This is a genomic window from Serratia sp. CY76391, assembly GCF_052166695.1.
In the GTDB taxonomy this organism is placed as follows: domain Bacteria; phylum Pseudomonadota; class Gammaproteobacteria; order Enterobacterales; family Enterobacteriaceae; genus Serratia; species Serratia nematodiphila.
Window position 1 is genome coordinate 914311 of record NZ_JBJNOJ010000001.1, and the last position, 11838, is coordinate 926148.

Here is an 11838-nt window from a genome sequence, read left to right on the forward strand (position 1 = left end):
TGTTAAACGGCTTTAAGGTTTAATGACAGCCCCTGACCGACGCCGACGCACATCGTCACCAATGCGTTGTTCGCCTGTTGGTCGCGTAATTCCAGCGCTGCCGACAGCACCAGGCGCGCGCCGGACATCCCCAGCGGATGACCGAGTGCGATGGCGCCGCCGTTTGGGTTGACCCGCGCGTCGTTGGCGCCGATACGCCAGTGTTTCAGCGCCGCCAGAACCTGTGAGGCGAACGCTTCGTTAATCTCGATGATGTCGAAGTCGTTCAAGGTGAAGCCGCCGCGCTGCAGCAAGCGCTCGGTGGAGGCGATCGGCCCCAGCCCCATCAGCGCCGGTTCAACGCCGGCGGCCGCGCTGTCGCCGATCTCCGCCAGCGGTTGCCACCCCTGGCGCTTCACGTAGCGACCGGAAGCCAATAGCAGCGCGGCGGCGCCGTCGTTGATGCCGGAAGCGTTGCCCGCCGTGACCGAACCGCCGGCGGAGAACGCCGGTTTCAGCGCCTGTAGCTGTTGCAGCGTGCTGAGCCGGGGAAATTCATCCTGCGCGAATGTGCGGGTCGTTTTACGATCGGCCGGCACGTCCACGGGCGTGATTTCCCGCGCCAGCCGGCCGCTGTCGATCGCCTGGCGGGCCTTCTGCTGCGAGGCCAGCGCGAACAGGTCCTGTTCCTCGCGTGAGATATGTTGCCGTTGGGCTACGTTTTCCGCCGTGATGCCCAGCGGATCGCTGCCGTAGCGCTCCGCCAGGCGCGGGTTAACAAAGCGCCACCCCAGCGTGGTGTCGTACAGCTTCACGCCTTTGTCGAACGGCGTTTCGCCTTTGCTCAGCACATAGGGCGCGCGGCTCATGCTTTCCACACCGCCGGCCAGAATCAGTTCGCTGAGGCCGCTGCGGATTTTCGCCGCGGCGTAGATCACCGCATCCAACCCGGAGGCGCAAAGGCGGTTGAGGGTGATGGCAGGCACCGACGGATCCAACCCGGAAAGCAGAGCCGCCATGCGGGCGACGTTGCGGTTGTCTTCGCCGGACTGGTTGGCGCAGCCCAGGACCACTTCATCCAGATCTGCTTCCGCCGCCGGATGGCGCTGCAGCAGGCCGCGAATGATCGTCGCCGCCATGTCGTCGGGGCGGGTATGCGCCAGGCTGCCGCCATAGGCGCCGATCGCCGTGCGCGTGCCGTCGATCAGATAAACGCCGTCATCTTTAATACTCATCATGGATCCTTAAGGCGTGGTCGTCAGCGCCGGTTGCGCGGCGTGCAGAAGGGTGTAATGCGGCGCATAGCGCGCCGCGTGCAGCAGCTGCGCCAGATTGCTCAGCGTCGTCCTGACGTTTTTCTCCCCCAGTTTGCCGAGCCAGTCGAAAATGCCGCCGGCGTAGTTAACGCCCGCGACGGCGGCGACATCGATGTCTTCCCGGCTGCAGACGCCGCTTTCCACCATGATCACCGACTCATTGATCAGGCTGCTGAGGACGCGGGCGACGATAAGCGCCGGAGAGTCCTTGATAAATTCAACCTGCGGGATTGCCGTGTGCAGCAGGCGTAAAAACAGCGCCTTATTGGCAGCAGAAGCGTGGCGGCTGTGCGCCGCCACCAGATACGTGGTGTCGGCGTAGTTCAGGGCGACATCGACCACAAAGGCATCCGCTGCCGTCTGCTCGGCCAGTTGGCTCGCCGTACGGCCATCGGTGATGCTGACGGTGAAAGCGTCATTGATCTGGACGGCCGCTCCCAGCCCCGGTAATGCCGGCCGTTGTTCCACGCGCAGCTGTGGCCACTGAAGCGCGGCTCGCTGCTGCAACAGGGTAAAAAAAGGGTGCTCGCCGTAAACGCGCAGCGTCTCGACGTCTGCATTGTTGGCGGCCGTCACCGGCGGGGCGGTTTCTTCGGCGGCAAAATAGGAGCGGCCGTTCTTTTTCCCCAGCAGACCGGCATCGACCAGTGAACGCTGCAGATGACCAGGGGTATAGCGCGGGTCGTATTGCATGTCCTGCCAGATTTGCCGGCTGACCTGATAGTTGATGTCTTGGCCGATAAAATCGGTCAGCTCGAGCGGCCCCATGCGGAAACGCCCGCCAGCCTTGAGGGCGCGGTCGATCTGCGCCGCGCGCGCCACATGTTCTTCCAACAGGCGGAACCCTTCCAGGTAGTAGGGGCGGGCCATGCGATTGACGATGAACCCCGGCGTGGCCTGGCAGACGACATCGCGTTTCCCCAACGCCGCCACCAGTTGGCGGCAGCGTTCCGTGGTGGCGTGCGCGGTAAAGTAGGCCGGAATGATTTCAATCAGCTTCATCAGCGGCGCGGGGTTGAAAAAATGCAAACCGATAAAGCGTTCGCTGTGCGTTACCGCAGTTGCCAGCTTGTTAAGCGACAGTGAGGAGGTATTGGTGGCGATCAGCGTGTCGGGCTTGACCACTGCGGCGATGGCCGCCAGCACCTCAAGTTTGGTTTGTTCTTGCTCGGCGATGGTTTCTATCACCAGCTCGCTGTCGGCGATGGCCTCAAACACGGAAGTGAACATCAGATTGGCCAGCACCGCGTCTTTATCCTGCAGCGCGATCTTGCCCTGTTCGACTTTCTTATTCAGGTCTTGCGCGATATATTCGCGAGCTTGATTGAGGGTATTGCCGTTGCGATTATAAAGCATCGTGGGAATGCCTTTTTGCGCGAAAAGATAAGCGATGCCTCTGCCCATCGTTCCCGCGCCGATAATCGCAGCCGATTGAATTGCCGCATTACTTTCTGCCATAGAAAATCCCCGTCACTGTATGCCATGCGAAATTCGCAAATGCTTATTATCTCTTTGGATTTACGGCGGCACTGGGTGCCTGTCTGGAAAGTAATTGGTGGTGTCCTGGCTGTCTAACGGTAGAAATGACAGGTTTACGTGTCGAGGAGATTATGCTATTCGCGTAGTTTTCCTGTTCGGCGCAATAAAAAGGCTTATTTTTAGGGGAATAGCTGTTTTCGTTATAGCGTTGGTATTTTTTATTATATGAAACGGCTACTGGCGCCGGTAGGCGATATTCTATAGTGAATCTGACCTATCGATAAATCGGCATCGCTATCTGGAGAACCTGCGTTATGGATACCCGCACTCAACGGCTCATGGCGGAGGTGATTGGCAGCCTGGCCGATCGCGAATGCTTTCTGACGCAGCTGGGGCCCTGCGCCGAGGCGTTGGGGTTTGATTATTTCTCCTACATCGTGTTTTCCTGTTATCCGGCCAGCAGCCCCAAGATGCTGATCGAAGGGAATATTTCAACGAACTATCTCGAGGATTATCGGCGGCAGCGGGTATATTTGCAGGATCCGGTTATTGAGCGTGCTCACCATTCCACGCTGCAGTTTCAGTGGGACGAAAGCTTTTATCATGAGCGGCCGACGCTTTGGCGGCGTATGGCGCAATTCGGCTTGTGTGCCGGTTGGTCGCAGTCGGTCAAGGATTGCTATGGCAGGTTGGGGATCCTGACGTTTGCCGGTAAAGCGCTACCTGAGCAAACGCCGCAAGCGCGTGCGGCAAATGAACCTTTTTTCCTTTGGCTGGCGCAAACAGCCCATAAAACGCTGCGGGAGGCCTTGATATCGGTGAATGATGACGCGATAAAAGATGTGTTGACGCTGCGCGAAAAAGACATTTTACGCTGGAGCAGCGAAGGGAAAACGGCGGAAGAGATCGCGTTGTTGATGGGGGTGAGCGAGCGCACGATCAATTTCCACATCGGCAACTCGATTAAAAAGCTTTCTGTCGCCAATAAGACCGCCGCTACCGCCAAAGCGGTTTATTTACAGCTAATTTAATCTCGAGTAATAAATAATTAATCGCCTATCCGTTATCGGTGTAATGTTTATATTTTGTTAAATTAAAAACTATCCTTGTCAGTATTTACCCCTCGATCACAAAAGCGTGATAAAGCGATTCACCGCGCCCGTGCGCGGCAGTATTCTGTTGGCACCCGGTTTACATAGAAAGGACGTGATATGTACAAGACTATTTTAGTGCCGATCGATATTGAAGAGGATCTGTTGACCGAGCATGCGCTGAAGCATGTGGAATATTTGGCGAAAATGTCCGGCGCTAAAGTGCATTTCTTCCATGCGCTGCCGGATGCCTCGGCTTTTGTTACTGCCTATTCGTTCGGCCTCAAGGAGTTTGAGAATCAGGCGGAGGTGAGGGCGGTGGATAGACTGAAGAAAATCATGTCGGAAATCGATCTGCCGTTGGATCGCCTCAATTACACCGTCAGCTTCGGTTCTGCACGCGATCAGGTGTTGGAACTGGCGGAAGAGATCGACGCCGATCTGATCATCATCGGTTCGCGTCGCCCGAGCGTGAAAACCTATCTGCTGGGGTCCAACGCCGCCGCTATCGTTCGCCATGCCAATATTTCGGTGATGGTGGTCAGATAATTCATCTTAAACTCACCGTTTTCGGGCACGTTCTGCGGTTACCGGCCGGCTGCAGAGCGTGCTTTGCGTTTTATTGCTATCCCAGTCTGAACTGCTACGATTTTAGCTGACGTTTTTATGCCAACCTGGCCACCGGCCTTGCGCATATTTTTCATTTCAGCCAGAAGAGGGGCAGCTATGCCATTAGAAGTCGATGGGATTATCAGAGGCGATCGGGGCAGTGAACCGAGCCGTTGGCAACATGCGTCAACCAAACCGCTTATCACGCTGACCTGGCATCACACCATTCCCTGGAACTGTTTGCGTAATGTCTGGAATGGTTTGGTGGCGGGGCAGCATTGGAACGCGCTGGACGAGTTTATGAATCTGATCGGTGTGCCAAACCGCGCCGCGGTGCTCAAACAGATCCAGAATAAAAACCTGCAGGATCGCGATGGATTACACACTCTGGTGACCTGGCAAGGATGGAATATCGTCGAGGGGCCAGGTAATGAGTATCGTGCGCAGGGGGACGATCCCGGTGAAAACTTCGACGGTTGGTCGGGTAAGGGGATGAGCACTAATCAGCAAGCGACGCTGCAGCAGGTCAACGTGTTGTATCAGGTGATGGCGCCGCTGGGAAGCCGTGCGCTGGACGCCGCCAGACAGGCGCCGCCCATTACTGCGGAAGAAGCAGACGTCTTGCAACGGACGATTAAACAGACCCGCCCAACGTTGCGAGGAAAGGAACCGATCCGGTGGCAAGAAGACATGTGGCATCAGGTGCAGCCGGGTAAAGAGGCGAAACACTTTGCACGCTGGGACACCAAACCGGTGTGGCGCAAGCGCCTGCACAGCGACATGGCTCAGGCTGGATAAGCCTCTCCCCGCGCCGGGTTGCCGGCGCGGGGCATTAATCCAGCGTTAATCGCACAGCGCCACTATTTCGTCGTACAACGCCTTGGGGATTTCCACGCCGTATTGCTCGCTCTGGCGCCGTTGCCGATAACGGCGTTCGCCGGGGATGCGGGCGCCTTGCGCCTGCATATCGGCAAACATCGCCTCCGCTCCGGCGAAATATTTCGCCTTATCCGCACCGAGAAAACGCTCGGGATCCAACGCGATGACCAGCTCACCACCGTAAGGTGACGAACCGGTGCCATCGTCATAGGCCAGCGATTCCTTGCTGGTCATATCGCCGATCAGCGGCCCTGCCAGCAATTCAACCATTGCCGCCAGCGCCGAGCCCTTATGCCCGCCGAAGGTCAGCATCGCGCCCTCCAACACGCTGGCGGCATCGGTGGACGGATTGCCCGCCTTATCAATGCCCCAGCCTTCAGGCAGCGGGGTGCCGGCGCGGCGGTGTAATTCGATTTCGCCGCGCGCTGCCGCACTGGTGGCCATGTCGAACAAAAACGGCGGCCGATCCGGACGCGGCCAGCCGAAGGCGATGGGATTGGTGCCGAAAAGCGGTCGCGAACCGCCGGCCGGCGTCACCCAGGCGTGGCTGGGCGTGCAGGCCAGGGCCACCAACCCCTGCTCGGTCAGCGGTTCGATATCGGCCCACAGCGCGGAGAAATGCACGCAGCGGTTGATCGCCAGCGCGGCGACACCGTTGGTGCGCACTTTCTCGATAAAGGTCGGCAGAGCGGTGCGGTAGGCCAGCAGGGAAAACGCACCGCCGGCGTCGGCGCGCAAGATGGCCGGCGCCTGGTCGAGCAATCTGGGCATCGCATCGGCAGAAACCTTGCCTGCCCGCAGCGATCGCACGCAGCCCAACAGCCGGTACAGTCCGTGAGAAGCGCAGCCGTCGCGTTCGCCCTGGGTGACATTTTGCGCCACCGCCTCGGCATGCGCCTGATTGAAACCGTTGCTGCGCAGCGTACGCAACGCCAGTTGATAAGCCTGTTCCAGCGACAGCACATGCATGGATGTCATTTCGATGTCCTCCCTGGGTTCATTCTTCTTCATCGCCGATAAAATTGGCCTGGGGTAAACAGGTATAGGCGCCCCAGTAGTAAATCGCCAGCGCAATCACCGCCATGGTGAGGGTGTCCCATGGATGAGCAATAGCGCCGATACCGCCGAAGCTGCTGAGGTAGGAAAGTCCGATCACCAGCGCATAGAAGACGATCAGCCACAGCGAGGACCAAATTTGCTGTCGGAGACTAACGGCGTGGGTCGGCACCTGATTCTTGAACAGGATGTAGATGAAGAACATCAGAATCTGCAAGCCGAGCAGCCAGGAGACGGTGGCCCAGCCGGACCAGAAGACGATCAGCGCCGAAATGATAAACGACAGCGGGCCGAGCACGCAGAAACCGCGGACCCGGAACGGACGCGGCATATCGGGCGCATTGCGCCGCAGCCCGGCGGCGGTGACCGGGGCGATGGCGTAGCTCAGCACCAGTGCGGCGGACACCACGCCGATCAGTTTTTCCCAGGATGGGAACGGCAGCGTCCAGAATACCGAGAGAGCGAAGGTCAGCCACAGCGCCGGGCGAGGAATACCTGACTCGCCATCCACCCGGGTGAACAGTTTGAAGAAGGTGCCGGCGCGCGCCCAACCGTAGATCACGCGAGGCGTGGCGTTCATATAGATATTACCGGTGCCGCTCGGCGAAACGATCGCGTCGCTGACCACCAGAAACGCCAGCCATCCCATGCCCAGCGTGATGGCGATGTCGCGGAACGGCAGGGAGAACTGTTGGCTGATACCGGCCCAGCCGCCGCTCAGCATCTCGCTGGGGATACTGCCGAGAAACGCTATCTGCAGCAGCACATAGATGATGGTGGACAGCACCACCGACAGGATCAGCGCGATGGGAATGGTGCGCTGCGGCCGTTGCACCTCGCTGGCGACCGAAATGATCGGCGTCAGGCCGAGGTAGGCGAAGATGATGCCGCCGGCGGAAATGGCGGCCTCAACGCCGGCGGAACCGAAGGGAGCAAAGCCCTGGCTGTACAGGTTTTCCGGTTTGAAAAAGCTGAACAACACCACGATCACCAACAGCGGCACCAGAAACTTTAGCACGCTGATCAGGTTATTGGATTTGGCGAAGGTTTTGACGCTGTAATAGTTGAGCGCGAAGAAAAAGCACAGCAGCGCCAGCTGCACCAGCCAGCCGATCGCGGTTGGATCGCCGGAACCCGGCTGACTGAGGAACGGGAACCAGGCGGCGGCGTACTGGCGGGCGGCGACGACTTCGATGGCGATCAGGCTGGAGAAGGCGATTAGCGTGATAAACCCCAGCAGATAACCCATCAGTTCGCCGTGCGAGAATACCGGATAGCGAATGATGCCGCCGGCGCGCGGCAGGGCGGCGCCCAGCTCGCAGTAGACGATGCCGAGCAGCAGCACCGCCAGGCCGCCGATCAGCCAGGAATAGATGCCGGCCGGGCCCGCGATGGAGGAGACATGGCTGGCGGCGAACAGCCAACCGGAGCCAAAGATGGCGCCCAGACCGATGAACGTCAGGTCGGTGAGCGTAAGCTGCTTCTTGAATTTGCCTTGGGTTGTCATGGTATTACCCTTTTGTTATTGAGTGGCAGGCAGATGCGGCCGGGCTAATTTGGGGCAGGTGAAACCAGGGGGGCTCGGGTGTAAACGCCGTTCACCAGCCGCAGCAGGTTGAGCGGGTTGGCGTCCTGCAGCGCCGCCGGCAACAGCGCCGCAGGGGTGTTTTGCAAACAGACCGGCCGCAGGAAACGCTCGATGGCCAGCGTGCCTACCGAGGTGCCGCGTGCGTCGCTGGTCGCCGGGTAAGGGCCGCCGTGCACCATGGCGTCGCACACTTCCACCCCGGTCGGATACCCGTTGAACAGCACCCGACCGGCTTTGCGCGCCAACAGTGTCGTCAGACCGGCGGCCACATCGAGATCGTCGTCGTCCGCCAGCAGCGTGGCGGTCAACTGGCCTTGCAATGCCGCCAGCGCCGCATGCAGCTGCGCTTCGTTATCCACCGCCACCAGGATGCTGACCGGGCCGAAGACCTCTTGTTGCAGCAGCGGGTCAGCCTGCAGCAACAGCGCCTCTTCCGCCTGATAAAGCTGCGCCGCCGCCCGAAGCGTGGGCGTTTCGCTTCGGCCTGCGAGACGCCGCATGCCTGGATGGGCATCGAGGGCCGCCGCCCGTGACGGTAGTGCTCCAGCGTGCCGGCATTCAGCATCGGCTGCGGCTCGGCGGCGTTGACCAGGGCGCTCATCGTTTCGGTTAACCGATCGAAGGCGGCGCCGCGCAGCGCGACTATCACGCCGGGCTTGGTGCAGAACTGACCGCAGCCGAGTGTGAAGGAAGAGACCAGTTCCTGCGCAATGCGCTGCCCGCGCCGCGCCAACGCCTTGGGCAGGATCACTACCGGATTGATGCTCGACATTTCTGCGAAGACCGGGATAGGTTGAGGGCGTTGCATTGCCAGATCGAAGAGCGCCCGGCCGCCTTGCAGCGAGCCGGTGAATCCCACTGCCTGAATCGCCGGATGTTGTACCAAATCAGCCCCCACGCGATTGCCGAAGATCATGTTGAAGACGCCGGCGGGCATCCTTGTGCGTTCCCGAGCGCGCTCGATCGCCTGAGCGGTCAGCTCGGCGGTGATCATATGGCCGCTGTGCGCCTTGAACACGACCGGGCAGCCGGCGGCGAGCGCGGCGGCGGTATCACCGCCCGCGGTGGAAAACGCCAGCGGGAAGTTGCTGGCGCCGAAGACCGCCACCGGGCCGAGCGCCGTGCGGTATTGACGCAGATCGGGGCGCGGCAGGGGGGAACGCTGCGGCAGCGCGCAGTCGATACGCACGCCCTCGACGTCGCCGCGCCGCAGCAGCGTGGCGAACAGCCGCATCTGGCCACTGGTTCTGGCGCGTTCGCCGCTCAACCGCGCAGACGGCAAGGCCGTTTCCTGTATGGCGAAGGTGAAGAAAACATCATCCAATGCGTCTAACTCTTCGGCGATGGCGTCGAGAAAGTTCGCGCGTTGGTCTGCACTGAGCTGTGAATAGGGCGCAAAGGCTGCTGCGGCGGCTTCTGCGGCGGCGGCGGTTTCTGCCGCCGTGGCCTGGTGGAAGCGGTAGCCGGTTGGCTGACCGTCGTCGGCGCGCAGGCTACACAGCGACGTTTCCCCTTCGGCGCGGCGTTGGCCGCCGATAAATTGTTTGCCGCTGATAGCGGCGTAGCGATCGTTGGGCATCGGTTCCCCCGGTAGATAAAGCATGACGCCCGGCATGGCCGGGCGATGAAGGCGTCACAGGCCGACGTTCGGCAGCGCAGGGCGGGTGGCCAGCGCTTTATCGATCACGGCGTTGATCTCGGTGAGCGTTTCTCCCTGCAGCGCCAGGCGCGGAGGGCGAGTGACAGCGCTGCCGCGGCCGACCCGCTGTTCGCAGAGTTTGATGCACTGCACCAGATCGGGGCGGGCATCGAGGTGCAGCAGCGGCATGAACCAGCTGTATAGCGCCAACGCTTCCTCATGGCGTTTTTCCTTCGCCAGCCGGAACAGGGTTTCCCCTTCGCGCGGGAAGGCATTGGACATGCCGGAGATCCAGCCTTGCGCGCCGACGGCGATGCTTTCCAGCACCACATCGTCCAATCCGGCGAACAGCACGAAGCGATCGCCGACTTCATTGCGCAGGTCAATAAAGCGGCGGGTATCGCCCGACGAGTCTTTGAAGCACACGATGTTCTCGCAGTCGACCAGCGAGGTCAGAATGTCGGGCGTGACGTCATTTTTGTAAATGGGAGGGTTGTTGTAGACCATTATCGGCAGATCGGTCGCGCCAGCGACGCTGCGGAAGTGCGCGGCGGTTTCGTGCGGTTTGGCGGAGTAGACCAGTGCCGGCATCACCATAATCCCGTCGACGCCGGCCTTTTGCGCTTCACGCGCCATGTTCTGCGCGAAGGCGGTGGTGAACTCGGCGATGCCGGCGATCACCGGCACTTTACCGTCGGCGGCGTCTTTCGCCACTTCGATCACCGCCAGCTTTTCCTGCACTGTCATCGAGGTATTTTCACCGACGGTGCCGCACACCACCAGACCGGAGACGCCGTCGCGCACCAGGTTTTTGATCACCGTATGGGTGGCGTCGAGATCCAGAGAGAAATCGTTGCGAAATTGGGTTGTCACCGCCGGGAATACGCCGCTCCAGCTTAGGGTTTTATGGCTCATCGTGTTTGTCCTGTCGTCCGAAAGTGTTAATGAAAAGTGAATCTTTGGTAAGGTTCACCGACAGATTGACCGGTATTGCGCAGGGAGGCTTGACGCTTTTCGCCGATTGCCGCGACGAAATTGGCACAATAGCGGCGGAAAGAGGGCGTGAAAAATCGGGCGTCGGTACGCCGTGAGAAGAGAGGGTTAACGGGGTAAATCAGCGCGTTAAGCGGAAAGCGTCAGGCGAAAATCGCGCGGCGTGGAGCCGGTCATCGCTTTGAACTGACGGCTGAAGGCGCTGTGATCGGTATAGCCGCACTGCAGCGCGATGTCCGTGATCGGCAGATCGCCGGCCAGGAGTTCCGTGGCCTTTTCCAGCCGCACTTTGTGGATCATCTGGCGCGGGGTGAGGTGGAAGATACGTTTGCAGTAGCGTTCGATCTGCGCCACCGATAACCCGGTCAGCGCCGTCAGCTCTTCAAGCGCGATCGGTCTGGCGTAGTGGCGGCGGATATGCACGTCGATCGCCGCCAGCCGCTGGTAGGCCGGGTGATTAGCTCTGGCCTCCTGCAGATCGTGAGAAATACCCGCCATACCGATGATTTTTCCCTGCGCGTCATACAGCGCCAGCTTTTGCGTCAGGCACCAGCCGGTTTCTCGGCCGTTGTACAGGTGCATTTCCAGCTGATCCTGGATCAGCACGCCGTGGCGCAATACCCGCAGATCCTGCTCGGTATAGCCGGATCCGAGCTGAGCGGGAAAAACGTCGGCGGAGGTTTTGCCCAGCAGCGGCGTGACGGTTTTGAAACCGCAGCGCCTGGCCAGCGTCAGGTTGGCCAGCAGGTAGCGAGCCTGGGCGTCTTTGATAAAGAACACCACGTTGGGGATCGCGTTCAGCAACGGCGCGATCAGCGCCAGCGTATTCAGCAGATCGCGCAGGTTGTTCGGGCGCTGCTGCGCCAGCCCGTCGCACAGGCGCGACAGATGTTCGACGGCAAAAACGTCCTCCTGCTCCGGCAGCCCCACAAGCGAAGGCGGCGAGAGAGAAACCGGAGGCGGGTAGTCTGAAGTGGAACGCATAACAGTCCCTTTTCGGTCGTTAGCCGGAAAAACAGGCGAGCCAGGCTGGCGCTTTCGCATCAATATTAACTTTTTTGTAACGAAGCAAGCGCTATTTCCGGCGGGCTGCCAAATATGCGGATTGCCGCATACTTTTGCCGGAAGGTGTTTGGCGATTGCTTGAAAACTGCGGCGTTTCTCGCTACGCAAGGGTTTAGCATGAAAATAACGACATGATAAATAAGT

The 11838-nt window shown here is 60.0% G+C and carries 9 protein-coding genes and 1 pseudogene; 3 read left to right on the forward strand and 7 right to left on the reverse strand.

Going from position 1 to position 11838, the window contains the following annotated elements; translation table 11 throughout:
- Positions 1-2: 2 nt before the first annotated feature.
- Both ACJ8PN_RS04540 and ACJ8PN_RS04545 read right to left on the reverse strand, forming a co-directional pair.
- A complete protein-coding gene (locus tag ACJ8PN_RS04540; protein ID WP_171455049.1) occupies positions 3-1214 on the reverse strand; it encodes an acetyl-CoA C-acyltransferase in 1212 nt (403 codons plus the stop codon).
- Between the two features lie 9 nt (positions 1215-1223).
- Complete coding sequence (locus ACJ8PN_RS04545; protein ID WP_044031504.1) at positions 1224-2753, reverse strand: 3-hydroxyacyl-CoA dehydrogenase NAD-binding domain-containing protein; 1530 nt, start codon at positions 2751-2753, stop codon at positions 1224-1226.
- A 335-nt stretch (positions 2754-3088) separates the two neighbouring features.
- On the opposite strand from ACJ8PN_RS04545, the gene ACJ8PN_RS04550 reads away from it, so the two are divergent.
- The 3 genes from ACJ8PN_RS04550 (at position 3089) to ACJ8PN_RS04560 (ending at position 5272) form a co-directional block, all read left to right on the forward strand.
- Positions 3089-3805 (forward strand): LuxR family transcriptional regulator, encoded by a 717-nt coding sequence (locus ACJ8PN_RS04550; protein WP_411261487.1) that lies wholly within the window; start codon positions 3089-3091, stop codon positions 3803-3805.
- A gap of 180 nt (positions 3806-3985) precedes the next feature.
- Positions 3986-4414: a universal stress protein gene (locus tag ACJ8PN_RS04555; protein ID WP_171453745.1), complete on the forward strand. Its 429-nt coding sequence runs from the start codon at positions 3986-3988 to the stop codon at positions 4412-4414.
- Between the two features lie 177 nt (positions 4415-4591).
- Positions 4592-5272: a hypothetical protein gene (locus ACJ8PN_RS04560; protein ID WP_004927990.1), complete on the forward strand. Its 681-nt coding sequence runs from the start codon at positions 4592-4594 to the stop codon at positions 5270-5272.
- 45 nt (positions 5273-5317) lie between these two features.
- On the opposite strand, the gene ACJ8PN_RS04565 is transcribed toward ACJ8PN_RS04560, so the two are convergent.
- From ACJ8PN_RS04565 to ACJ8PN_RS04585, 5 genes and pseudogenes are all read right to left on the reverse strand, one after another.
- Positions 5318-6331, reverse strand: a complete 1014-nt coding sequence (locus ACJ8PN_RS04565; RefSeq protein ID WP_171453746.1) for an Ldh family oxidoreductase — start codon at positions 6329-6331, stop codon at positions 5318-5320.
- 19 nt (positions 6332-6350) lie between these two features.
- Positions 6351-7916 (reverse strand): APC family permease, encoded by a 1566-nt coding sequence (locus ACJ8PN_RS04570; RefSeq protein ID WP_171453747.1) that lies wholly within the window; start codon positions 7914-7916, stop codon positions 6351-6353.
- 44 nt (positions 7917-7960) lie between these two features.
- Positions 7961-9576: pseudogene (locus ACJ8PN_RS04575) on the reverse strand (aldehyde dehydrogenase (NADP(+))).
- A 54-nt stretch (positions 9577-9630) separates the two neighbouring features.
- Entirely contained in the window at positions 9631-10551 is a 921-nt protein-coding gene (locus ACJ8PN_RS04580) for a dihydrodipicolinate synthase family protein (RefSeq protein ID WP_171453749.1), read from the reverse strand.
- A 207-nt stretch (positions 10552-10758) separates the two neighbouring features.
- Positions 10759-11613 (reverse strand): AraC family transcriptional regulator, encoded by an 855-nt coding sequence (locus ACJ8PN_RS04585; protein WP_031300114.1) that lies wholly within the window; start codon positions 11611-11613, stop codon positions 10759-10761.
- Between the last annotated feature and the right edge of the window lie 225 nt (positions 11614-11838).

Bases quoted from the DNA above. Each gene is read 5' to 3' on its own strand.
- ACJ8PN_RS04580 (WP_171453749.1), bottom strand. From the start codon at position 10,551: ATGAGCCATAAAACCCTAAGCTGGAGCGGCGTATTCCCGGCGGTGACA.
- ACJ8PN_RS04565 (WP_171453746.1), bottom strand. From the start codon at position 6,331: ATGACATCCATGCATGTGCTGTCGCTGGAACAGGCTTATCAACTGGCG.
- ACJ8PN_RS04555 (WP_171453745.1), top strand. From the start codon at position 3,986: ATGTACAAGACTATTTTAGTGCCGATCGATATTGAAGAGGATCTGTTG.
- ACJ8PN_RS04550 (WP_411261487.1), top strand. From the start codon at position 3,089: ATGGATACCCGCACTCAACGGCTCATGGCGGAGGTGATTGGCAGCCTG.
- ACJ8PN_RS04585 (WP_031300114.1), bottom strand. From the start codon at position 11,613: ATGCGTTCCACTTCAGACTACCCGCCTCCGGTTTCTCTCTCGCCGCCT.
- ACJ8PN_RS04570 (WP_171453747.1), bottom strand. From the start codon at position 7,916: ATGACAACCCAAGGCAAATTCAAGAAGCAGCTTACGCTCACCGACCTG.
- ACJ8PN_RS04545 (WP_044031504.1), bottom strand. From the start codon at position 2,753: ATGGCAGAAAGTAATGCGGCAATTCAATCGGCTGCGATTATCGGCGCG.
- ACJ8PN_RS04560 (WP_004927990.1), top strand. From the start codon at position 4,592: ATGCCATTAGAAGTCGATGGGATTATCAGAGGCGATCGGGGCAGTGAA.
- ACJ8PN_RS04540 (WP_171455049.1), bottom strand. From the start codon at position 1,214: ATGAGTATTAAAGATGACGGCGTTTATCTGATCGACGGCACGCGCACG.